Source organism: Bradyrhizobium embrapense (genome assembly GCF_001189235.2).
GTDB classification, from domain to species: Bacteria; Pseudomonadota; Alphaproteobacteria; order Rhizobiales; family Xanthobacteraceae; genus Bradyrhizobium; species Bradyrhizobium embrapense.
Genome location: NZ_LFIP02000002.1, coordinates 48,425 through 69,875, shown reverse-complemented (window position 1 = coordinate 69,875; position 21,451 = coordinate 48,425). Strand labels below are relative to the sequence as shown.

Annotated in this window: 20 protein-coding genes, 1 tRNA gene and 1 pseudogene; 7 read left to right on the top strand and 15 right to left on the bottom strand. The window is 65.5% G+C overall.

Annotation, left to right across the window (positions count from 1 at the left end; genetic code table 11):
* Positions 1-66: 66 nt before the first annotated feature.
* From AKN83_RS07750 to maiA, 3 genes are read right to left on the bottom strand one after another with little or no spacing between them, the layout of a single operon-like run.
* The gene (locus AKN83_RS07750) at positions 67-1,251 is read right to left on the bottom strand and encodes a 3-hydroxybenzoate 6-monooxygenase (RefSeq protein ID WP_050403803.1); all 1,185 of its coding nucleotides are present in this window, start codon (positions 1,249-1,251) and stop codon (positions 67-69) included.
* On the bottom strand, positions 1,251-1,763 hold the full coding sequence (locus tag AKN83_RS07745) for a MarR family winged helix-turn-helix transcriptional regulator (RefSeq protein WP_050403802.1): 513 nt from the start codon (positions 1,761-1,763) through the stop codon (positions 1,251-1,253). Before AKN83_RS07745 ends, AKN83_RS07750 begins: the two co-directional genes overlap by 1 nt.
* Positions 1,753-2,385, bottom strand: a complete 633-nt coding sequence (gene maiA / locus AKN83_RS07740) for a maleylacetoacetate isomerase (RefSeq protein WP_050403934.1) — start codon at positions 2,383-2,385, stop codon at positions 1,753-1,755. Before maiA ends, AKN83_RS07745 begins: the two co-directional genes overlap by 11 nt.
* Positions 2,386-2,534: 149 nt before the next feature.
* Between maiA and gtdA the strand changes: the two genes are divergently transcribed.
* The gene (gene gtdA, locus AKN83_RS07735; protein WP_050403801.1) at positions 2,535-3,575 is read left to right on the top strand and encodes a gentisate 1,2-dioxygenase; all 1,041 of its coding nucleotides are present in this window, start codon (positions 2,535-2,537) and stop codon (positions 3,573-3,575) included.
* 123 nt (positions 3,576-3,698) lie between these two features.
* Here gtdA and AKN83_RS07730 read toward each other — a convergent pair whose 3' ends face one another.
* The 4 genes from AKN83_RS07730 to AKN83_RS07715 all read right to left on the bottom strand — a co-directional run bounded on the left by AKN83_RS07730 (position 3,699) and on the right by AKN83_RS07715 (position 7,819).
* Complete coding sequence (locus AKN83_RS07730) at positions 3,699-4,526, bottom strand: ABC transporter permease (protein ID WP_050403800.1); 828 nt, start codon at positions 4,524-4,526, stop codon at positions 3,699-3,701.
* Positions 4,519-5,292, bottom strand: a complete 774-nt coding sequence (locus tag AKN83_RS07725; RefSeq protein ID WP_050403799.1) for an ABC transporter ATP-binding protein — start codon at positions 5,290-5,292, stop codon at positions 4,519-4,521. Before AKN83_RS07725 ends, AKN83_RS07730 begins: the two co-directional genes overlap by 8 nt.
* Positions 5,293-5,440: 148 nt before the next feature.
* Positions 5,441-6,445, bottom strand: a complete 1,005-nt coding sequence (locus AKN83_RS07720) for an ABC transporter substrate-binding protein (protein WP_050403798.1) — start codon at positions 6,443-6,445, stop codon at positions 5,441-5,443.
* Positions 6,446-6,457: 12 nt separating this feature from the next.
* A complete protein-coding gene (locus AKN83_RS07715; RefSeq protein ID WP_050403933.1) occupies positions 6,458-7,819 on the bottom strand; it encodes an FAD-dependent oxidoreductase in 1,362 nt (453 codons plus the stop codon).
* A 117-nt stretch (positions 7,820-7,936) separates the two neighbouring features.
* Between AKN83_RS07715 and AKN83_RS07710 the strand changes: the two genes are divergently transcribed.
* Together AKN83_RS07710 and AKN83_RS07705 are read left to right on the top strand one after the other, a co-directional pair.
* Positions 7,937-8,821 (top strand): LysR family transcriptional regulator, encoded by an 885-nt coding sequence (locus AKN83_RS07710; protein WP_050403797.1) that lies wholly within the window; start codon positions 7,937-7,939, stop codon positions 8,819-8,821.
* 62 nt (positions 8,822-8,883) lie between these two features.
* Entirely contained in the window at positions 8,884-9,147 is a 264-nt protein-coding gene (locus AKN83_RS07705; protein WP_063695254.1) for a hypothetical protein, read from the top strand.
* Between the two features lie 15 nt (positions 9,148-9,162).
* Here the strand turns inward: AKN83_RS07705 and AKN83_RS07700 are convergent, their stop codons facing one another.
* Positions 9,163-9,963 (bottom strand): enoyl-CoA hydratase-related protein, encoded by an 801-nt coding sequence (locus AKN83_RS07700; RefSeq protein ID WP_050403796.1) that lies wholly within the window; start codon positions 9,961-9,963, stop codon positions 9,163-9,165.
* 166 nt (positions 9,964-10,129) lie between these two features.
* Between AKN83_RS07700 and AKN83_RS07695 the strand changes: the two genes are divergently transcribed.
* Together AKN83_RS07695 and AKN83_RS07690 are read left to right on the top strand one after the other, a co-directional pair.
* Complete coding sequence (locus AKN83_RS07695) at positions 10,130-11,104, top strand: ketopantoate reductase family protein (protein WP_050403795.1); 975 nt, start codon at positions 10,130-10,132, stop codon at positions 11,102-11,104.
* Between the two features lie 39 nt (positions 11,105-11,143).
* Positions 11,144-11,926, top strand: coding sequence for an SDR family oxidoreductase (locus tag AKN83_RS07690; protein WP_050403794.1), 783 nt, complete (start codon positions 11,144-11,146; stop codon positions 11,924-11,926).
* 87 nt (positions 11,927-12,013) lie between these two features.
* Here AKN83_RS07690 and AKN83_RS07685 read toward each other — a convergent pair whose 3' ends face one another.
* The gene (locus AKN83_RS07685) at positions 12,014-12,703 is read right to left on the bottom strand and encodes an alpha/beta hydrolase family protein (protein ID WP_050403793.1); all 690 of its coding nucleotides are present in this window, start codon (positions 12,701-12,703) and stop codon (positions 12,014-12,016) included.
* Between the two features lie 260 nt (positions 12,704-12,963).
* Between AKN83_RS07685 and AKN83_RS07680 the strand changes: the two genes are divergently transcribed.
* Complete coding sequence (locus AKN83_RS07680; RefSeq protein WP_050403792.1) at positions 12,964-14,799, top strand: c-type cytochrome; 1,836 nt, start codon at positions 12,964-12,966, stop codon at positions 14,797-14,799.
* A gap of 15 nt (positions 14,800-14,814) precedes the next feature.
* Here AKN83_RS07680 and AKN83_RS42035 read toward each other — a convergent pair.
* The 4 genes and pseudogenes from AKN83_RS42035 to AKN83_RS07665 all read right to left on the bottom strand — a co-directional run.
* Positions 14,815-14,952: pseudogene (locus AKN83_RS42035) on the bottom strand (BBE domain-containing protein); the annotation flags it as partial.
* 12 nt (positions 14,953-14,964) lie between these two features.
* Positions 14,965-16,284, bottom strand: coding sequence for an FAD-binding oxidoreductase (locus AKN83_RS07675; RefSeq protein WP_050403791.1), 1,320 nt, complete (start codon positions 16,282-16,284; stop codon positions 14,965-14,967).
* Positions 16,285-16,293: 9 nt separating this feature from the next.
* The gene (locus AKN83_RS07670) at positions 16,294-17,382 is read right to left on the bottom strand and encodes an FAD-dependent oxidoreductase (protein WP_050403790.1); all 1,089 of its coding nucleotides are present in this window, start codon (positions 17,380-17,382) and stop codon (positions 16,294-16,296) included.
* 196 nt (positions 17,383-17,578) lie between these two features.
* Positions 17,579-19,123: an aspartate ammonia-lyase gene (locus AKN83_RS07665; protein WP_083991983.1), complete on the bottom strand. Its 1,545-nt coding sequence runs from the start codon at positions 19,121-19,123 to the stop codon at positions 17,579-17,581.
* A gap of 321 nt (positions 19,124-19,444) precedes the next feature.
* Between AKN83_RS07665 and AKN83_RS07660 the strand changes: the two genes are divergently transcribed.
* A complete protein-coding gene (locus AKN83_RS07660; protein WP_050403789.1) occupies positions 19,445-20,158 on the top strand; it encodes a hypothetical protein in 714 nt (237 codons plus the stop codon).
* A 106-nt stretch (positions 20,159-20,264) separates the two neighbouring features.
* Here the strand turns inward: AKN83_RS07660 and AKN83_RS07655 are convergent, their stop codons facing one another.
* Both AKN83_RS07655 and AKN83_RS07650 read right to left on the bottom strand, forming a co-directional pair.
* Positions 20,265-21,035 (bottom strand): tetratricopeptide repeat protein, encoded by a 771-nt coding sequence (locus AKN83_RS07655; RefSeq protein WP_157113352.1) that lies wholly within the window; start codon positions 21,033-21,035, stop codon positions 20,265-20,267.
* Positions 21,036-21,320: 285 nt separating this feature from the next.
* A tRNA-Arg gene (locus AKN83_RS07650) sits at positions 21,321-21,397 on the bottom strand.
* Positions 21,398-21,451 lie beyond the last annotated feature (54 nt).

Genomic DNA, 21,451 nt, shown 5'->3' with positions numbered 1-21,451 from the left:
GCGCGACGCTGTCGCGGCACATTCGGCGTCGTCCCGGTGAAGGCCGGGACGACGGGTGTGGGGCTGTTAATTCCCCAATCCCGTTCCACCATACAGCCACGCAATATCGTCGCACCACTCTTCCTGCGACTTCGTACTCATGATCGCATTGCGGATGCGGGCGTGCTCGCCTGAGGGATGATAGACGTGCTCGCCGATCGCGCGGGACATCAGTTGCACGCGCGCGGTGCGCGGGAAGCGCTGGGTCCGGTAAGCTTCCAGCGCGACCGCGTGATCGTCGTGACTGTCCAGCATGTGCGACAGGCACACGGCGTCCTCCATCGCCTGGCAGGCACCTTGCGCGAAATATTGCAGCATCGGATGCGCGGCGTCGCCGAGCAGCACCACGCGCCCGTCGATCCAGCGCTCGGTCGGGTCGCGGTCGCACAGCACCCAGAGCTTCCAGTTGGTGCCGTGGCGGATGATGTTCTGCGCCCGCTCGTGGACGTGGGTAAATCCCTTCATCACCTCGTCCTCGGAGACCGGCTTGCCGGCGACCGGCTCCGGCGCATCGTTGTGATAGGTGACGACGAGGTTGAACACCTTCCAGCCCGACAGCGGGTAATGCACGATGTGGCATTTCGGCCCGGCCCACAGCGTCGCCGCGTTCCAGCGCAGATCTTCCGGCATCTGCTCGGTCGGGATCACGGAGCGATAGGTGGTGTGGCCGGAGACGCGCGGCGCGCCGTCCGCCGTCACCTGCTTGCGGATGTTCGACCACAACCCGTCGGCGCCGATCAGCAGGCGTCCGGTGATGCGCTCGCCACTGGCGAGCCTTGCGGTCACCGATGGGCCATCCTGCTCGTAGTCGACAACTTCGCTGGATACGCGCAGCTCGATCAATTCATGGTTCTGGCAGGCGCGCAGGAACACGCCGTGCAAATCGCCGCGATGCACGACAGCATAGGGATTGCCGAACCGCGCCCGAAAACTATCGCCGAGATCGATATGGGTGATCTCGTCGGCGGTCAGCGCATCCATCAGCCGCAGCTGGTCGATATAAACAGCCATGTTGCGCGCGGCTTCGCCGACGCCGAGATAATCGAAGGCGTGGAACGCGTTCGGCCCGAGCTGGATGCCGGCGCCGATCTCGCCGAGCGCTGCGGCCTTCTCCAGCAGGATTGAGCGAATGCCCTTCTGGGCGAGGCCGAGCGCGACGGCGAGACCGCCGATGCCGCCGCCTGCGATCAGGACCGGCTTGCCCTCCGCCATCAGCCCGACCTCCCGAGATGTTCCAGCGCGTCCTCGGCGCGCAGCGGCACCCGGGACGCCTCGTTGTTGAGGTCGACAAGTTGGGTCAAGAGCGAGAGAAGCGTCTTGCGGTCGGCCGGCTTCAGCGGCTGCAGCATGCGCGCCTGCGCCTTGTCGACCGAGGGCATGATGTCGCTCAGCACTGCGGCACCGGCCTTGGTGAGGTAGAGCAGCTTGACGCGCTTGTCCTCGGGCGCGGGCTTGCGCACGACGAATTCCTTGACCTCAAGCCGCTCGATCACATTGCCGAGCGTGGAGCGGTCGAACGCGATCACGGCGGAGAGCCTCGTGGCGTCGATGCCGGGGTGGGTCGAGATCGCGACCAGCGCGGCATATTGAACCGGCGTCAGGTCGAACGCCTTGCACTCCTCGATGAACAGCGCGACCGCGATCTGCTGCATGCGGCGGAACAGATAGCCGGGCGCGGTGTAGACCGCGTCCATGGTGACGGGCGTTGGCTTGCTATTCGGCATCGGGTTGCCTGTCCGGGGCGGCGTCGGCGAACGCCTTGACTTGTTTTGCCGCCGCTTCGGCCTTGAGCAGGCGCGGATAGGCCGACACGTCGACGCCGAAGCGCCGCGCATTGGCGAGCTGCGGCACCAGGCAGAGATCGGCAAGCGTCGGCGCATCGCCGAAGCAGAACGGCCCGGCCTCCTCGGCGATCAGGGTTTCGCAGGCCGAAAGGCCTTCGCGGTTGGCCCAGGCCGCCCACTCCGTTACCTGTTCCTCGGGCAGGCCGAGCTTGCGCAGCCGCGCCAGCACCTTCAAATTCTGCACCGGATGGGTGTCGCAGGCGATCGCCTGTGCAAAGGCCCGCACTTTTGCGCGCCGCAACGGATCCTTCGGCAACAGCGGCGGATTGGGGTTGGTCTCGTCGAGCCATTCGATGATCGCGAGCGACTGGGTGAGGATCGCGCCGGCGTCGCTCTCCAGGGTCGGCACCAGCCCCTGCGGATTGATCGCAAGATAGGCCGGCGCGCATTGCTCGCCCTTGCGCAGATGATGCGGCAGATGCTCCGGCGTCAGCCCCTTGAGATTGAGAGCGATCCGGACCCGGTAGGACGCGCTGCTCCGGAAATAGCCATGCAGCTTCATCGGAACCTCCCTTGCAATTTTCTGGTTGTTCACGCGAAGCGGCATCCGCTTCGCCCGAAAACACGATGGCTTGGTTGATTGACGCTAGCCATATAGTGAGTATACTGTCAATTAATTCAACCGACAAGAATGATGATGGGAGGCTTGCCATGGAAGCCGTGCAGAAGACCCCCGAGCGCGAGGCGTTCTACAAGAAGATCGACGGCCAGAACCTGTCGGCGCTGTGGAACGTGATGAACGATCTGATCACGCCAGAGCCGAAGAGCGCCTGCCGTCCTCACTTGTGGAGGTTCGACCAGATCCGTGACTACATGAACGAGGCCGGGAGACTGATCACGGCCAAGGAAGCCGAGCGCCGCGTGCTGGTGCTGGAAAATCCCGGCCTTCGCGGCCAGTCCAAGATCACGACCTCGCTGTTCGCCGGCGTGCAGATGGTGGTGCCGGGCGACATCGCGCCGGCCCATCGCCACGCCCAGTCCGCGCTGCGCTTCGTGCTCGAAGGCAAGGGCGCATTCACTGCCGTTGACGGCGAGCGCACCGCGATGTCGCCGGGCGATTTCGTCATCACGCCGTCGATGACCTGGCACGACCATTCCAACGAAACCAACGAGCCGATGTTCTGGCTCGACGGGCTCGACATCCCGATGGTGCAGTTCTTCGACTGCTCGTTTGCGGAAGGCGCCAAGGAAGATCAGCAGTCGATCTCCAAGCCATCAGGCGCGAGCTTCGCGCGCTACGGCCACAATCTGCTGCCTGTTGACCAGAAGCGGACCTCGAAGACTTCGCCGATCTTCAACTACCCCTATGAATACACCCGCGAGGCGCTGGAGAAGGCCAGGGCCAGCGACGATTGGGATGCCTGCCACGGCCTGAAGCTGAAATTCTCCAATCCCGAGACCGGCGATTTCGCGATGCCGACAATCGGCACCTTCATCCAGCTGCTGCCGAAGGGTTTCACGACCGCGCGCTACCGGTCGACCGACGCCACCGTGTTCGCCGCGATCGAGGGCAAGGGCCGCACGCGCGTTGGCGACCAAACCTTCGAATGGGGCCCGCGCGATCTGTTCGTGGTGCCGAGCTGGCACTGGGTTACCCACGAGGCCGACACCGACTCGGTGCTGTTCTCGTTCTCCGACCGCCCGGTGCAGCAGAAGCTCGATTTGTTCCGCGAGGACAGGGGGAACGCGTAACGACCAGCGAAGCATCGGCTCCTTCCATCGTCATTGCGAGCGAAGCGAAGCAATCCATCGCTCGGCATAACGGATAGATGGATTGCTTCGTCGCTTCGCTCCTCGCAATGACGGTGGAGGCCCTCACCGCCAGTGCAGCAACCGCGTTTCGAGCAGGTTGATCAGTCTGCCGACCGCAAGCCCGAACAGCGACAGGATCACGACGCCGGCGAGCAGCTGATCGGTCTGCATCAGATTGCCGGCCTGCAGCACGAAGGCGCCGATGCCGTATTGCGCGCCGATCATCTCGGCGCTGACGACGAGCAGCAGCGCCACCGACGCGGTGATGCGGAAGCCGGCGAGGATCGAGGGCAGCGCGCCCGGCCAGATCACGCGGCGCACGATGGCGTGGAACGGCACGTTGAAGCTCTGCGCCATCCGGATCAAATTGCGCGGCACCGCATCGACGCCGCTATAGACCGAGATCGCGGTCGAGAAGAACACCCCGAGCGCAATGGTCGCGACCTTCGGCTCCTCGCCGATCCCGAGCCACAGGATCAAGAGCGGCAGCAGCGCGATCTTCGGAATCGGGAACAGCGCCGAGATGAAGGTGATGCCGACGCCGCGCGCCATGGTCGACAGCCCGATCGAAAAGCCGACGATGACGCCGGCCGCCGTGCCGATGATCCACCCCGTCCCGATCCGCATGATCGACCACGAGAGGTGCTGCCACAGCGCCCCCGACACCGCGAGCTTATAGATCGCAACCGCGATCGCCGATGGCGCCGGCAGGAACAGCGGATTGACCCACCCTGCGCTGCCGGCAAGCTGCCAGACCGCGATGACGAGTGCGAGCGCGATCCAGCCGGAATAACGGCTGCCACGAGGCGTGAAGCCGGCGCCGCGAAACGCGACCGGCCGCGTTGCTTCCACCGATTGACTTTTCGTCTCCTGCGATGCGCGGTCAAGCATGCTGGACCTCGCGCTCGGCATCGATCGCTTCTTTCCGGATCAGCGACCACAACTCGCCCTGCAGCGCGGCCATGGGCGCGCGTGCGTCCGCCGTGCCGCGCTCGGCGCGCGTCATCGGGATGGTCACGATCTCCCGGATGCGGCCGGGGCGGCGCGACAGCACCACGACGCGGTCGGCGAGCCGCACCGCTTCCTCGAGGTTATGCGTGACATAGACCGCCCCCATCGTGCCGTCGGCGAGCAGGCCGACGAAATCCTCCATCAGCAGCTCGCGGGTCTGCGAATCCAGCGCCGACAGCGGCTCGTCCATCAACAGGATCGCGGGACGAACCGCGAGCGCACGCGCGATGCCGACGCGCTGGCGCATGCCGCCGGACAATTGCTTCGGATAGGCGGCGCGAAAATCCGACAAACCGGTACGGCGCAGCGCATCGTCGATCACGGCGCGGCGCTCGCCGGCGCTCAAGGCAGTGTGCAGCAGCGGAAACGCGACGTTCTCCTCAACCGTATTCCACGGCAGCAGGGCAAAGTCCTGGAAAACGAAGGTCAGCGGATTGAGGCTGCCGGCCGGCGGCGCGCCGCGCAATTCGGCGGCGCCCTGGCTCGGCCGCAGCAGGCCGCCGAGGATCGACAGCAGCGTGCTCTTGCCACAGCCGGACGGACCGACGATCGCGACGATCTCGCCGGCCGAGACCTGGAAGGAGACATCGTCGAGCACGTCGAGCGCGCCGAAGCGATGGCTGATATGGTCGGCGATCAGGTCCATGTTACCGGCTCACTCCTTGACCCGTCATCCTGAGCAGCGCGCACTTGCGCGCGTCTCGAAGGATGCACGTCCGGGCCGTCGACCCTTCGAGACGCCGCTTCGCGGCTCCTCAAGGTGACGGGGATACAGTGGCGCGCGCGGCCCATCATCAATCCGCCTTCACGTAATCCTTGGCGATGATCGCGTTCGCGTCAAAGCCCTTGTCGACGAACCCCTGCCCTTGCAGCCATTTGATCTGGTTGTCGACGTTCTTGACGTCGAGCTTGCCGTCGGGATCGATATAGGCGCAGTTGCCGACCACCTGCTCGACCGGCAGATTGGTGTACTTGGCGATGATCTCGAGCAGCGGCTTTGTCTTGTCGTTGATCGGCGCCACGCCGTCCTTGATCGCAGTCAGGATCACGTCGTGATATTCGTGGTCGGCGCGGGTGAGCGCGGTGAGCAGCTTCGTTACCAGCTGTGCATTGGTCAGCGTCTTCGGCGAAGCGAAGATGGCGCCCAACTGCCACGGCGTCTCGTCGCCGACCCAGCCAAGGAGCTTCGCGCCGTTGGCATCGATCAGCGTTCGCGCGGTCGAGACCGGCAGCAGCGCCGCGTCGACGGTTTCGCCCTTCAGCGCCGCGACCGCATTCGACAGCGATTGCAGCGGCACGATCTTCACCTCGGACAGCCTGAAGCCGTATTTGTCGGCGAGCAGGCCGAGCGAGTAATGGAAACTGGAGCCGACCTGGGTCACCGCCACGCGCTTGCCGGCCAGATCCTTCGGCGTCTTGAGGCCGGCCGCATAGGCATTGTTGCTGGCGAAATAGCCGATCAGGGGATAGCCGGCCTTTTCGCGGCTCATGCCGCCGATCACCTTCAGCGTGCCCTTGCCGGCGAGATTGTAGAGACCTGCGGTGACGGCGGTGACGCCGAAATCGACATCGCCTGAGGCGGTCGCGACCGCGATCGGCTGCGCCGCGTCGAAGAACTTCAGCTCGACATCGAGGCCGGCATCGCGGAAATAGCCCTTGTCCTGCGCGATGAACACCGGCGCCGAGGACGACAGCCGCAAGACACCGATCTTCGCTTTCAGGAGATCATCGGCCCGCGCGATGCCGCTCGCGGCCCACACCAGGAGACCCGCGAGTGCGAGCCGCGCCCAACCCTTCATTGCCGTCTCCACTCATAATCCTTCGGGCACCGCCTGATCGCGGCCGATGAACGCGCCCTGTTTGCCGAGCTGTTGTTGCAACTTTTCGACGGAAATGTCGCGCGGAATCGTATTGCCCGACAGCGCCAGCGCCGCCGCGGTTCCCGCCGCCTCGCCCATCACGAAACAGGCACCGGAGACGCGCGCCGCCGATTGCCCCTCATGGGTCATCGACGCGCAGCGGCCGGCGACAAGCAGGTTATCGACGCCGTCAGGCACCAGCATGCGGTACGGCAACTCGTTGTAGCCGCGGCTCTCCGGGATCGGCGGAAACTCGAAAGTCACGTCGCCCGGCACATGCTTTTCCATCGGCCAGCCATTGACGCCGATCGAGTCGGCGAACGAGGCGCAGCCCAGCACGTCCTCACCTGACAGCATGTAGCCGCCGATCACGCGCCGCGTCTCGCGGATGCCGAGCTGCGGCGGCAGATCGACGATGTAGGAATTCTCGAAGCCCGGCACCGTGCGCAGGAACTTGAAGGCCTCGACCGCCTGGCGACGGCCCTCGATCTCGCCGCGCGTCATGTCATCGGGATCGATCCCGGAAATGGCGCCGCCGTCGCTCCGCGTCACCTGGGTGAAATTTACCCGCCATTCGATCTGCGATTTCTGCGGCCGCACGATCGCGGATTTGCGCGGGAATTGATGGGTGCCGGCAGCCTCCGCCTCCGCCATCAGCGCCGGGATGGTCCGCCAGGCATCGCCGGCTTTCGCCGGATCGATGCCGTTGAGGCGGAACATCATCGAGGGGTAGAGCATGCCGCCCTTGTTGTCGCCGACCTCATAGGGCGCGCCCGCCCATACCGCGAGGTCGCCGTCACCGGAGCAATCGATGAAGATGCTGGCCACGACCGCCTGCCGGCCGGCCTTGGTCTCCACCATCAGCGCGCGGATGTGCGCGCCGTCCATCACGACACCGGCGCCAAGCGCATGGAACAGGACGTCGACCTTGTGATGCGCCAGCAGATCGTCCGCCGCGATCTTGTAAGCTGCGGTGTCGTAGGCCTGCGCGAGGATCTTGCCGAGGATCAGATGCGGCGCGTTCAGCCCGCCGAGCCGGTCGATCCGCGCCAAGAGGTCGGAGGCGATGCCCTGCACCACGCGGTGCATCTCGCCGTAAATGTTGGCGTGGAGGCCGCAGAAATTGGTCACGCCCGCGGCGGTGCCCATGCCTCCGAGAAAGCCGTAGCGCTCGATCAGCAGCGTCCGCCGCCCGGCGCGCGCCGCGCCGACGGCTGCCGCGATGCCGGCTGGACCGCCGCCGAGCACCACGACGTCATATTCGCCATAAAGGGGGACCTGCCGCGCAGGCTCTTCGATCGTGCTCATCAGCATCATTTCCGCCCTGAACAAAGTTGATTGGGCCAACTATGAATTGATGCGGATTGCAGTACAATCCACCAAATTATGTAATCAGCTTTCGCGAATCGAGAAAAGTTACAGGGAGAGCAGATGGATACGCTGGTCAACCTCGAAGCCTTCCTCGCCACCGCCGACGCCGGAGGCTTCTCCGCCGCGGCGCGCAAGCTCAATGTCGCGACATCGGTCGTCGCCAAGCGCGTCACCCAGCTCGAGGAGCGGATCGGCACCGCGCTGTTCCAGCGCTCGACCCGCCAGCTGCGGCTGACCGAGGCCGGGCAGCGATACGTCCATCGCGCCCGCGGCGTGGTCGCCGATGTCGGCGATCTCTTGTCGCGGATGGGCGAGAAGCAGCGCGATCTCACCGATCACCTGCGCGTCAAAGCGCCGACTTCGCTGACGGTGGCGCGGCTCGCCGATGCCTTCACGATCTTCCAGAAGCAGAACAGAAGCGTGAAGCTGGAGATCGTGATGATCGACCGCCCGGTCGATCCGGTGACCGAGGGTTTCGACATCGCGATCGGCGCCTTCCCGCATTCCTTCGGCGGGGTCGTCGACGAGCCGCTGTGCCGGCTGCCGCGGCTGTTGTGCGCGTCGCCGGCGTATCTCAAGAAGCACGGCACGCCGAAGCATCCGCGCGATCTGGTCGATCATCGCTGCCTCAGCTTCCTGCCGACCGGCCCGGAATGGCCGTTCGAAGGACCGCGCGGCCGCATCAATGTCCAGGTCCGCCCAATTCTCTCGTCGAACGAGGGCCGCGTGCTGACACAAAGCGCGATCGCCGGCAACGGCATCGCGCTGCTGTCGCATTATCTGGTCGCCGACGCGTTGCGCGATGGCGCGTTGCAGCCGATCCTCGCTGAGTTTCCGATCCCGGAACTGTGGGTGAAGGCCGCCGTTCCCGAGCGCCGCATCAACGCCGCCGCGGTGCAGGCGCTGCTGAAGACATTGAAGAAGTCGCTGTCGCAATCGCTGTGATGCAACGGCGGTCTTGCCCCTCACAGGCGGACCTGAGACAACAGCACGAAAGGATCGCACGCTTGAAACTCCTGATCTCAGTGTCGCTCGGTCTCATCATCGTCGCGACGCCCGCGACGGCGGTCGAGACCTGTCGGTTCATCGAGGCCAAGGCGGAGCGCGAGGCCTGCTACCATCGCCAGGAGCAGGAGCTGGCGGCCAAGCGCAAGCCCGAGCCACCGATCACGCAGTCGAGCGAATCGAAGACGTTCGATCAGTTGCAGCAGATGCGCCGCGACGACGAGGAGGTCTATCGCAGCATGCGCGGCATCTGCCGCGGCTGTTGAGCTGAGCGGCGAGGCTTACGCCTTGCCGCCGCCCCACCTACCCGCGCGCTTCTCGGCAAAGGACGCCAGCCCTTCGGCGGCCTCGGCGGTCTGCCGCTTGGCCGAATGCAGATGGACGAGGCGCTTGTAGGCCACATCGTCCACCGCCATGCCGCCGAACGAGCTCTCCATCGCGAGCTTCTTGGTCTCGGCCATCGCATCCGGGGCGTTGCCGAGCAACTGCTCCACGACCTTGGCGCCGGCGCTTTCCAGATCGTTGAGCGGGACCACCTCGTGGACGAGGCCGATGCGCCGCGCGTCTTCGGCGCCGAACCGTTCGCCGGTCAGCGCGTAGCGGCGAACCTGGCGGACGCCGATGGCGTCGCAAAGCTGCGGGATGATGATCGCAGCGGTCAGGCCCCAGCGCACCTCGGTGATCGAGAACAGCGCGTTGTCGGCCGCAATCACGATATCGCAGGCCGCGATCACGCCGGTTCCGCCGCCGAAGCAGCCGCCCTGCACCAGCGCCACGGTCGGGACCGGCAGCGTGTTGAGGCGCTGCACCGCCTCGAATGTGGCGCGCGACGCCGCCTCGTTCTCCTCAGATGATTTCGGACGCACGCCGTTGATCCATTTCAGGTCGGCGCCGGCCTGGAAATGCTTGCCGTTGCCGTTCAGCACGACGACGCGCACCGGCTTGGCCGAGAGATCGTCGATCGCCGCCAGCACGCCCGCGATCAGCGCGCCGTCATAGGCGTTGTTGACCTCGGGCCGGTTCAGCGTGACGGTCGCGACCCCGCGCGCATCGAGGCTCCACAGGACTGGACTGGCCGACATGAACGTTCTCCCTCGTTCGGCATTGCTCTTGCGGCCACTATGGCGAGCAGAGATGACTTGATCCATCACTTTCGAGGGCGCACGGTCGCGCCGCATGCATGGCGGGTTGCGCAATGCCCCGCGCTTGTGGAAACTGACGCGGCAGCTTGCAAGGAATGTTCCACTGATGCGTATTTGCATTTTCGGCGCGGGCGCCGTCGGCAGCCACTTTGCGGTCCGGCTGGCACACGCCGGCCACGATGTGTCCTGCGTGATGCGCGGGCCGCATCTCGACGCGGTCAAATCCAACGGGCTGACGCTGAAGGTCGGCGACAGCAGCGTCACCGCGCAGGTGAAGGCGTCGGCCGATCCTGCCGAGCTCGGGCCGCAGGACGTCGTCATCAGCACGCTGAAGGCGACCGGCCTCGCCGCGCTCGCAACCGGACTTCCGCCACTGCTTGGACGCGACACGATGGTCGTGTTCGCGCAGAACGGCATTCCCTGGTGGTACGATCTCGGCCTGCCGCCGCAGCATCCCGCCATTCCCGATCTCGGCTTCCTCGATCCCGGCGGGCGCCTGCGCGCCGCGATCCCGAAGGAGCGGATCATCGGCGGCGTGATCCTCTCCTCCAATGAGGTGATCGCGCCGGGCGTTGCCGCGAACCTGTCGCCGGACCGCAACCGCCTCCTGATCGGCGAATGCGACGATCGGCAGAGCGAGCGCATCGTCGCGCTTCGCGCGGCGCTGAACGACGCCGCGATCGAATCGCCCGAGGTCAAGGAGATCCGCGAGACGATCTGGTCGAAGCTCTTGACCAACATGTCGATGTCGGTGCTCTGCCTGCTGACGGGACTGACCGCGCGCGGCGTCCGCGACGATCCCGACATGCAGGACGTGATCCCGCGCCTGCTCGACGAGGCCAACGCGGTGGCGACGCATTACATTGCCGAGGTCAGGCGCGTCACCCGCTCGGGGCCGGCGCCCGACCACAAGCCGTCGATCCTGCAGGATTACGAGCTCGGCCGCGCGATGGAGATCGATGTGCTGGTGCGCGCACCGGCGGCGTTTGCCCGCGCAGCTGATATTCCGACCCCGATGCTCGACCTGATGGCCGCGCTCGCGATCCAGAAGGCGCGTGACAAGGGGCTCTATCAGGGCTGACAATCCGAACACCACGATATCAAGCGGGAACATCGAGCCATGCAAGTTAAGGACAAGGTCTGCGTTGTCACCGGCGGCGCCAGCGGGATCGGCGAAGCAGTGGCGCGGGCCTATGCGGACGCCGGCGCGCGCGGCGTCGTGGTCGCCGATCTCAAGACATCGCGCGACCGGCTCGCCAGCGTCGCCGGCGACATTGACGGGCTCGCGGTCACCGCCGATGTCGGGCTCGAGGAGGACGTCAAGGCGCTGATCGCGGCGGCCGAGGACAAGTACGGCCCGGTCGACGTGTTCTTCTCCAATGCCGGGCTGTCGCGCAAGGGACAGGAAACCGCGTCCGATGCCGACTGGGACGTCAGCTGGCGCGTGCATGTGATGAGCCACGTGTTCGCCGCGCGTGCGCTGGTGCCCGGCATGCTGGCGCGCGGCTCCGGCTATCTGCTCAATACGGCGTCCGCGGCGGGGCTGTTGGCCTCGCTGAACTCGATGCCTTACGGCGTGACCAAGAACGCCGCGGTCGCGCTCGCCGAACATCTCGCCATCCAGTATGGCGATCGCGGCATCCGCGTCTCCGTGCTCTGCCCGCAATCGGTGCAGACCGGGATGACGACGCCGGGCCCGAGTGCCGCGCGCGTCGACGGCGTGCTGCAGCCCGGTGAAGTGGCACGGATGGTGATCGAGGCGATGGCCGAGGAGCGCTTCCTGATCCTCTCGCATCCCCAGGTGCAGGAATACATGCAGCGCAAGGCCACCAACCGCGAGCGCTGGCTGGCCGGCATGCGCCGCCTGCGCGACCGGATCTATGGCGGCGCGACGTCAAGCTGACGCGTAGCCCGGATGGAGCGGAGCGCAATCCGGAACGGTGTCACAGACGGAAGGACCGATCCCGGATTTCGCTTCGCTCCATCCGGGCTACGAATCCCATGAATGCTTCGTGACCCAGGCCGCGAATGCGTCCAGCACCTCGGCCATCACCTCGCCATCGTTGCGGCCGGAGCGCTTCAGGACGTGAAAGGAATGGTCGGCCTCCTGCACCAGATGCAGCGTTGCCCGCGCACCCAGCCCCTTCACCACGGGCTCGAGCAGATCGAGCTCGGCCAGCGCGTCACGCGTGCCTTGCAGGAACAGCATCGGGATCTTGATCCCGGTGAGATGTTTGGCCCGCTCGCTCGACGGCTTGCCGGCGGGATGCAGGGGAAAGCCGAGGAACACCAGCCCGCGCACACCGGCCAGCGGTGCTTTGGCCTGCGCCTGCGAGGTCATGCGCCCGCCGAACGACTTGCCGCCGGCGAACAGCGGCAGTTCGCCGCAACGCCGCGCGGCCTCCGCCACCGCGGCGCGCACCGTCGCCTGCGCGACGGCGGGCGGATCGGGCCGCTTGCTGCCCTTCTCCATGTAGGGAAACTGATAGCGCAAGGTCGCGATGCCGCGCTCGGCAAGGCCGACCGCAATCGTCTCCATCGAGGCATGGGTCATGCCGGCGCCGGCACCATGCGCGAACACATAGGCGCTACGCGCCTGCGCCGGGCGCAGCAGCAGCGCGGACACCGTGTTGTCGTCCGAGACCGTGATCGTGAGCGGCTTTGCGCCTGATGCGTTCAAGACGACATCTCGAGGAGTTGTTGCTCCGTCATTTCTAGCCGCAGGAAGCCATGCGCGCAAATGCCGCCGCGCCGCTTGCGCTGCAAATGAACTGGCTCACAGCCGATCGACATTTCCTTTGCAACATTTCCGTTGTTTGACCGAGAGCCGCCACTGTAGGATGGTGCGCGGCGCATCACACGCTTAACGCGAACCTGTTTCGGCGATTTTTAGTATCTCATCAATATGACGCGCGGGTACCGCGAATTGGGGAATGGGGCATGCCTCGCAAGACGATCTTCTTCATCGGGCTGCTGATTGTCGCCGGCGTCCTCTATTTCAAGGACGACATCGAGACTGTGGTGAGCGGCTTCCGCGTCAAGGTCGTCGACTACCAACCGCCGGCAAAGACGGTGTGGCTGGATCAGAATGTCAGCGCCGAACGGCTGCGCTGGTTCTATCACGCCGACCAGGGCACGCGGACGTTCGGCATTCCGCTTGAGTGGTTCATGGCGCTGGAGCAGCCGACGGTCTGGCCGCTGCTCACTGCGGCACCGCGGCTCAGCGAGACGAATTATCTCGGCCGCTTCGGTTTTATTCCCGACACCGTGATTCCGGGCAGCCCCGATGCACTGCCGATCGGATTTGCGCGAGGCGGCCCGATGGCGGATGCCAACGGCGCGCCGTGGCGCAACCCGCACAGCAAGGCCGACATGAACGGGGTCGGGTTGACCTGCTCCGCCTGCCACACCGGCAGCTTCAGCTATCGCGGCACCGAGGTCGTGATCGACGGCGGGCCCGCCAACACCAATCTGTTCGAATTCCAGAAAAGCGTCGGCGTCTCGCTGCTGTTGACCCGGTTCTGGCCGGGCCGCTTCGCGCGCTTCGCCGACGAGATCCTCGGCAAGGATGCCAGCCTCGACGAGCGCATGGCGCTGCGCGGCCAGCTCGATCTGGTGCTGAAGCAATATGCCAACATCAACGCATTGGAGACCAAGGTCGCCGCCAACAGCGTCGAGGAAGGCTATGCACGGCTCGACGCGCTGAACCGGATCGGCAACCAGGTGTTTTCGATCGACCTGAACAATCCGAACAACTACGCCTCGCACTCGGCGCCGGTGCATTTCCCGCGGATCTGGAACGCGCCGTGGTTCAGCTGGGTGCAGTATGACGGTTCGATCATGCAGCCGATGGTGCGCAATGCCGGCGAGGCGCTCGGCGTCAGCGCCGAGCTCAATCTGCTCGACGAGTCCAGGGGCCTTTTCAAGTCGAGCGCGCGGATCGATGTCCTGCACGAGATGGAGCGGATGATCGCCGGCGAACCGCCCAGCGAGGACAAGGGCTTTGGCGGCCTGGCGTCGCCGAAATGGCCCGAGGGCATCCTGGGGCAGATCAACATGGATATCGCGAAGAAGGGCGGCGAGCTCTACAAGACGCACTGCCAGGGGTGCCACGGCCCGGCGATCGACAGCAAGGCGCTGCCGCCGAGCGAAGCCCTCGCGCTGTTCAAGGACAAGAAGCGCTGGATCAAGAACGACGCCGGCCAGCCGCTGCTCGACGTCGAGATGATTCCGATCAGCCATATCGGCACCGACAGCGCACAGGCCGAGGGCCTCGCGAGCCGTACCGTCGAGACGCCGGCCAATCTGAAGATCAAGGATGGCAGCTTCGGGCCGGCACTCGGCGATCTCGTCGAGAAGACCGTCGACACCTGGTACGACCAGAACAAGATCCCACCCGAGGATCGCAAGCGCATCAACGGCTACCGGCCGAACGATATCCAGGCGCCGCTCGCCTACAAGGTCCGGCCGCTCAACGGCATCTGGGCGACGCCACCTTACCTGCACAATGGATCGGTGCCGACGATCTACGCGCTGCTGTCGCCGGTGAAGGAACGTCCCGCGACCTTCTATCTCGGCAACCGGGAGTATGATCCCAGGGATCTCGGCTATGTCTGGAAGGACAACATCAAGAATGCCTTCTTGCTCGACACCGCCAAGCGCGGCAACAGCAACTCCGGACACGAATTCTCGAACGAGAAGCACCTCGGCGTGATCGGACCGGAGCTGAAGGAAGGCGAGCGCCGCGCTTTGATCGAGTTCATCAAGACGCTTTGAGCTTCGGCCTGCTCCTCATGCCGCCGGGACGCTGAGCGGCACGCTCTGGGCGTGATGGAATAGATCATCGGGATCATATTGCTGCTTCACCGCGACCAGGCGGGCGAGGTTGTCACCCCAATAGGCAGACGCATAGTCGTCGAGGTCGAGATCGCAATAATTGACTTAGGACGCGCCGGGCATGAAGGGGCGCATCGCCGCATAGACTCCAGCGACGTCAGCGAGACGCGCCGCGGTGTCGGCGGATCGGCTCCAGCTCGAAAAATACTGGATACAGTACTGCGTGCCGGCGCGGCGCGGGAATGCGGTGGCGTCGGCGGCAACATCGGCGATCCGACCGCCGTAGGAATCGCACAGCAGCACGATGCCGCCGGGCACGATCGGCGCGACCGCCGCCATCATGGCTTCGATGCCGTCGGAGACGAGCGGCGTCAGCACATAGTCCGACTTCGCCTTCATCAGCACCGACTCATAGGCGAGCGGTCCGGCAAAGTGCTTGACCGCATCGAGGAAGGCCAGCGATTGCACCGACAGCGCCGATGACGGCGGTCGCACCGCCGTCAATCTCCGGAGTTCACTGCGCAGTTCGCTCTCGCTGCCGACCGACTGGCCGATGCAGCGCATCGTGATCAGGCCCTGGCCGGCCGGACCGACCTTCATGATCGAAGTGATGTTCGACGGCGCATTCGGCGCCCAGTCCTGCCAGGCGGCGAACAATTGCGCGGCGTGGGCCTGCGACAGCTTCCAGGAGACACCGAACACCCGCGCCGTTTTCAAGGAAAACACCTCGATCTTGAACTCGGTCGCGATGCCGAAGCTGCCACCGCCGCCGCCGCGGCAAGCCCACCAGAGGTCCGGCTCCGATGTCGCATTGGCCTGCAGCACACGCGCCTGGGCATCGACGACGTTCGCCTGCAGCAGGCCGTCGCAGGTCAGTCCATGCGAGCGCGCGAGCAGGCCGTGGCCGCCGCCGGTGAGATGGCCGGAGATGCCGACGGTTGGGCAACTCCCTGCCTGCAGTGCGAGGCCCTCGGCGGCCAACGCCGAATAGAGCGCGTACAGCGACACGCCGGAGCCTGCCGTGACGAGGTTCGAAGCCTTGTCGACCACAATCTGCTGCAATCCGCGCACGTCGATCGCAACCCCGGACGATTGCGACAGGCCTTCATAGGAATGCCCGCCGCAGCGAACGGCGAAGCTCAATCCGTTACTGCGCACCCAGTCGACCATCACGGCAACCGCGTGCTCGGTCTTGCAGACTGCACGAAGCGCTGGCGCCAATTGCATGCGCTTGCTCGCGGCAGGCAGGTAATCCGCATAGTGCGCGTCCTGCGGCCGGAGGAACTGAACGTCGGTCGCCGGCAGGTTCGGCAATGGCGGCAGCGGTGCCACGGCCTGCGCCGGCGGCGAGGCGATCTCGGCGTCGACGGCCGCAACCGGCGTATCGGAGGGCAAGAACTCGCCGACGCGAAGCGGATGTTCCATGGCGATCCCTCAGACCTCGGGAACTGCCGGGTTGACGATCGGCGCGTGGGCGGGGTTGTGGATATGGATGTCGGGCAGCGGCCTCGCCGGCGCCCTGCCGAACAGCGAGGCGATGTGATCGACGAGGCCCTGGCACACCGTCTTGTCCGGGGCCTCGTTGTTGACGCCGGGCTCGAAGGTGCCGCCGATCACGACGTGGTCGCCGCGCGGGAACAGGTAGCCGTTCTGGCCGTAGAGATATTGCAGCGTCGGCTGCGGCCGCAGCAACGCAAGCTGTCCCTTGATCGGCATCATTTTGGTGTCGCTCCACAGCGTCATCGATCCGAGCCCGGTGCAGTTGACGATGATCGGCTGCGGAACGCTGGCGAGGACATCTGAGCGGTTGACGAACTGCTTCGACGCGAAGCTGACGCCGCGCTGGTCGAGGTCGGCCTTCAGCTTGGTGAGCAGGACCGGGGGCTCAATCAGCAGGGTCTGATAGACGAAGCCGGGTTTGGTGTGGCGCGCGAAGGGCAAGCGCTGCAGCGGCTGTCGCGGCGGGATCAGGCCGGGCGCGAGTTGCAGCACGATGTCGAGATTGTGCGCGCGCGTCGCGGTGTAGTTCGGCCGCTCGAACACGCCGAACCCCTGCCCGATCCGATCCTTGAACGCACGATAGGCGCTCTTGATGATGTCGGTGAGCTCGCGCTCCTTGCCGGCGAATTCCACCACCGAAACGGCCCACTGGCCGCCGGCTTTGGCGGAGGTGGTCTCGAGCGGCGCGCGATCGGAAAAGACCGTGACCTTGAGCCCGAGATCGAGCAGCAATGTCGCGGCGGTCAGACCCATCACGCCGGCGCCGAGCACGGCGGGTTCGGTGACCCCACGGCTTGCGGCCAGATGATCGCTGACGATGTCGCGGACCTTTGCGGCGCAGCCAAAGCTCAACGTGATGCCGGCACCGCCATGGCCGTAGTTATGCACGACGAACTTCTGCGAGATGGTTTCGGCATCCAGCCGGTACGATCCGTTGCGATAAGGCCGCACGCCTGCAATGCAGGAGCCGGGCTGATTGGGATCGAAGGCGAAATCTGGCGTCGGCAGGTTGGGCGTGGCCATGGCAAACCTCGCAATCCCTGTGCCGCGAGCGCGGTACATCAATTATCTAAAGTTGCTTCATCGTATCATACATCTCCGATGGACGTGTGACCGGCTTCACAAAGCGTCATCACGGACGCGTCGGCATGCGGCCGGCAGGTCCGTCCTGCAACGGCCAGAACGGATGTTCGTCGGGCGGGATCCGTAACGCTTGCGCTCAACTTTCCTTCAACTTGGGCACCGGCTGCCGGCGCGCCGGGCGGGTCATGGCTTCGAGCTCGAGCAGCTGGTTGAGCTGCTCCTCGGTCAGCAGCCTTTCCTCCAGCACGATGTCGGCAACCGAGCGGTTCTCCTTCAGCGCGCGGCGCGCCACCCGCGATGAGGCTTCATAGCCGAGCGCCGGCGCCAGCGCCGTGATCAGGCCGATCGAGCCCTGCACCAGGCTGCGGCAACGCTCGCGGTCGGCCTCGATGCCGTCGACGCAGCGCTTGGTCAGCGTATCGACCGCCGCCGTCAGCATCCGCAGCGAGCTCAACACGCAATAGCCGATGGTCGGCTCGAAGGCATTGAGCTGGAGCTGGCCGCCTTCGGCGCACATCGTCACCGTGAGATCGTGCCCGATCACGAGGAACGCCACCTGGTTGACCACCTCCGGAATCACCGGATTGACCTTGCCCGGCATGATCGACGAGCCGGCCTGCACCGCAGGCAGCCTGATCTCGCCGATGCCGGTACGTGGCCCCGACGACAGCAGGCGGAGGTCGTTGCAGATCTTCGACACCTTCACCGCGACGCGCTTCAGCACGCCGGAGAACAGCACGAAAGCGCCGAGATCGGAGGTCGCCTCGATCAGGTTCGACGCCAGCACCATCGGCTGGCCCGACAGCCGCGACAATTCCTCGACCGCAAGCGCCGCGTAGCGTGGATCGGCATTGATGCCGGTCCCGATCGCGGTGGCGCCGAGATTGACTTCGCGGAACAGGCTCGAAATCTCGTTCAGCCGGGCGACGTCCTCCTTCACGGTGGCGTGGAAAGCGTCGAACTCCTGGCCGAGCGTCATCGGCACCGCATCCTGCAGCTGGGTGCGGCCCATCTTGAGGACGTCGGCGAACTCCACCGCCTTACCCTTGAACGCATAGGCAAGGTCATCCAGCGCCCGCACCAGCGGCTGGGTGGCAAAGATCACCGCGAGCCGCAGTGCGGTCGGATAGGCGTCGTTGGTCGACTGCGCCATGTTGACGTCGTCGTTGGGATGCAGCGTGTGATAATCGCCGGGCTTCTTGCCCATCAGCTTGAGCGCGACGTTGGCGATCACCTCGTTGGCGTTCATGTTGGTCGAGGTGCCGGCTCCGCCCTGGATCGCGTCGACGACGAAGGATTCGGCATAGACTTTGTCGGTCGCGACCTGGGTGCAGGCCCGGTCGATCGCGTCGGCCTTTTCCGGCGCGAGATAGCCGAGGCGCTTGTTGGCGCGGGCGGCCGCCTGCTTCACCAGCGCCAGCGCGCGGACGAACTCCGGGAAATGGCCGACCGGCACGCCGGTGATCGGAAAGTTCATCACCGCGCGCTTGGTGTGGATTCCCCACAGCGCATTGGCCGGCACGTCGTCCTCGCCGAGCAGATCGTGCTCGGTGCGGGACTGCGCCTGCTCGATCGGCACGGTGCGGACCGTCGCGATCGCGAGCTCGCTGACGTTGCCGCTGTCGCCGGAGGGGGGTGCGGCGCCTGCAGTGTTGACGGTCTCAACTTTCGATTCGGCCATCGGTCTCTCCGTTACCTCTCGCAGATCTTGTCGTCAGCGACACCGGCCATGATGCGCCCGATGGGCATCGAAAGCCAATGCCCATCGGTGAAGTCTTGCACACCGGCGAACGAAAAGGCGCGTTGAAACGGGATCGGCATGCGCGCCGCAGCCGGAGTCGAAGGGTTGCCTTATCCGTCATGATAACAACAACTTATATCTCCATGCCGCGGCTCGCCCTGCGCGAGATGCGGCTGCTTTCTCTGCCCCGTCATCGCGTGCTAGATCAGCATCGACTGGCGCAAGGGCGCTGCCGACACTGAACGAACCAAGGGCCAAGCCGTGTCCAACAACAACGAAGCGATAGCGATCAAATTCCGCTGCCCGGCGGAGCTCGAAGGCAAGATTCCGCCGCCGGTGCCCGCCTCATTGGGCCTTCCCGGATGGCTCAAATCGATGCCGACGCAGGCTTTCAATGCGATGAGCAATCGCGAGGAGGATACCGTCAAGCGCTGCCCGCCATTCGTCGATGCGATGACATCGGGCTTTCTGATGCCGCTGATCTGCGACCTCAAGATCGAGAATGGCGAGATCACATGGGACAACGACCTTCCGTCCGGCGGCGTTCTCGAATTCCCGCGTTCGCCGATCGGATTCCATGACGAAAGCCAGGTGATCGGCTCGCCGCTGTTCGAACACGATCGCTTCCTCATCAAGTTCATCAATCTATGGACCATCGAGGCGCCGGCGGGCTACTCGCTGTTCTTCACGCATCCGGTCAACCGGTTCGACCTGCCGTTCACCACGCTGACCGGAATGGTCGATTGCGACCTGTTTCACGACAGCTGGATTCATTTCCCGGCGCGCTGGCACGACACCAATTTCAGCGGCGTCCTGCCCAGGGGCACGCCGGTTGCACAATGTTTTCCGGTGAAGCGCGAGAACTGGGTTGCGCAGACCGCTCCGATGACGCCGGAGGAAACGTCGCGCGCGCAGGAACTGTCCAACCGGATGGCCCGCGAGCCCGGGCTCTATCGCCGCCAGTTCCGGACGTAGCGCGAGCGGCCGCGTTGCGCGCTCCCGCCGTCCGACGTCCCTGCGCAAGCAATGCGCAAGCAGGGACGACACTGAGTGTGTGGCGCAGCTTGTGCCCGAACCTTGCCTAGGTCAGAAACTTCGCAACCGCGCTGGGACGGAAGAAGAAGCGGCCATGCGATGACATGACCAGCGCGGATGCCGTGCGGCCGATCATTTGCGGCCGGCCGCGCAACGCAAGACGCAGATTGGCTTCGCCGGCCGCGCGGTCGCCCATTTCCAGCAGACAGGCGGAGAAGCTGGTCCGCGCCAGGGGATCATCGGGGCGCTGCGCCAGCACCTGACGGTAGAGATCCGCCGCGGCCGCATATTCGCCGTCGAGCAGCAGCACCCGCGCGAGCGCGGCCAGAATGTCGGGATGCCCCGGCACCGCGGTGCGCAGCTTCTCCAGAATCGTGCGCGCCCGGCCGCGCTCATTGCGATGGGGCAGGATCTGTCCGAGCAAGAGCTGCAACTCGAGGCTCGCGGGCGCGAGAGCAAGCGCGCTCTCGACGACGGTCACCGCCTCGTCGAAGCGGCTGGCCGAGGCCAACTGTCCCGCCAGTTCCTGAAATGCCGGAAGAAACGGCGGCCGCCGCGCGGTGGTTCGCCGCAACACATCGATCGCCTCGCTGCGGCGACCGGCGCCGGCGAGCGCTGCGCCGAGCAGGGTCTCGAGGCCGGCATCCTCGACGCGGCGCGTGGCGCGCTCGAGCGGCGCGATCGCCTCCTCGTTGCGCCGCTGGGCCATCAGCGCCCGTGCCAGGATCGAGGCCGCGCCGACATCGTTCCGGTTTGCCTTCAACACCTCAGCCGCCAGCCGCTCGGCTTCGACGACCTGCCCCATCTGCAACGCCATCATCGCGCGCTGCAGAACCGGGGATGGGCTGGGCCCGCGATGGGAAGGAGGCGGAGGTTTCGGCATGCGGCCCGTCATGAGATGGTTTTCGCAGCCGTTATCACTGCGGCCGACGCAGCGTCCAGCGAAAGTCGCGCCCGGGCGGCACACGCTTGCGACATTGCAGTGCTGCGCCGACCGCAACTCCGCCGGTCATGGAGCCGAATCTCGGATTCAGCCATCGATTGGCGCAAGGAAGCTGCGAACGGGCGGGCTGCCGACCTGCGGAGCGGGCCAGGCGGAAAATGGCGATCCCGGGAAGACTCGAACTTCCGACCTACGGTTTAGGAAACCGTCGCTCTATCCGGCTGAGCTACGGGACCGCACCCCCCGCAAGCCGAAGCATGCGGGCGCCGCCCTCCCATAGCAGAGCTACC

Excerpts from the sequence above, each read along its gene's own strand:
- AKN83_RS07750 (WP_050403803.1), bottom strand. The coding sequence starts at position 1,251 with ATGGCGGAGGGCAAGCCGGTCCTGATCGCAGGCGGCGGCATCGGCGGT.
- AKN83_RS07745 (WP_050403802.1), bottom strand. The coding sequence starts at position 1,763 with ATGCCGAATAGCAAGCCAACGCCCGTCACCATGGACGCGGTCTACACC.
- maiA (WP_050403934.1), bottom strand. The coding sequence starts at position 2,385 with ATGAAGCTGCATGGCTATTTCCGGAGCAGCGCGTCCTACCGGGTCCGG.
- gtdA (WP_050403801.1), top strand. The coding sequence starts at position 2,535 with ATGGAAGCCGTGCAGAAGACCCCCGAGCGCGAGGCGTTCTACAAGAAG.
- AKN83_RS07730 (WP_050403800.1), bottom strand. The coding sequence starts at position 4,526 with ATGCTTGACCGCGCATCGCAGGAGACGAAAAGTCAATCGGTGGAAGCA.
- AKN83_RS07725 (WP_050403799.1), bottom strand. The coding sequence starts at position 5,292 with ATGGACCTGATCGCCGACCATATCAGCCATCGCTTCGGCGCGCTCGAC.
- AKN83_RS07720 (WP_050403798.1), bottom strand. The coding sequence starts at position 6,445 with ATGAAGGGTTGGGCGCGGCTCGCACTCGCGGGTCTCCTGGTGTGGGCC.
- AKN83_RS07715 (WP_050403933.1), bottom strand. The coding sequence starts at position 7,819 with ATGCTGATGAGCACGATCGAAGAGCCTGCGCGGCAGGTCCCCCTTTAT.
- AKN83_RS07710 (WP_050403797.1), top strand. The coding sequence starts at position 7,937 with ATGGATACGCTGGTCAACCTCGAAGCCTTCCTCGCCACCGCCGACGCC.
- AKN83_RS07700 (WP_050403796.1), bottom strand. The coding sequence starts at position 9,963 with ATGTCGGCCAGTCCAGTCCTGTGGAGCCTCGATGCGCGCGGGGTCGCG.
- AKN83_RS07695 (WP_050403795.1), top strand. The coding sequence starts at position 10,130 with ATGCGTATTTGCATTTTCGGCGCGGGCGCCGTCGGCAGCCACTTTGCG.
- AKN83_RS07690 (WP_050403794.1), top strand. The coding sequence starts at position 11,144 with ATGCAAGTTAAGGACAAGGTCTGCGTTGTCACCGGCGGCGCCAGCGGG.
- AKN83_RS07680 (WP_050403792.1), top strand. The coding sequence starts at position 12,964 with ATGCCTCGCAAGACGATCTTCTTCATCGGGCTGCTGATTGTCGCCGGC.
- AKN83_RS07675 (WP_050403791.1), bottom strand. The coding sequence starts at position 16,284 with ATGGAACATCCGCTTCGCGTCGGCGAGTTCTTGCCCTCCGATACGCCG.
- AKN83_RS07670 (WP_050403790.1), bottom strand. The coding sequence starts at position 17,382 with ATGGCCACGCCCAACCTGCCGACGCCAGATTTCGCCTTCGATCCCAAT.
- AKN83_RS07665 (WP_083991983.1), bottom strand. The coding sequence starts at position 19,123 with ATGGCCGAATCGAAAGTTGAGACCGTCAACACTGCAGGCGCCGCACCC.
- AKN83_RS07655 (WP_157113352.1), bottom strand. The coding sequence starts at position 21,035 with ATGGCGTTGCAGATGGGGCAGGTCGTCGAAGCCGAGCGGCTGGCGGCT.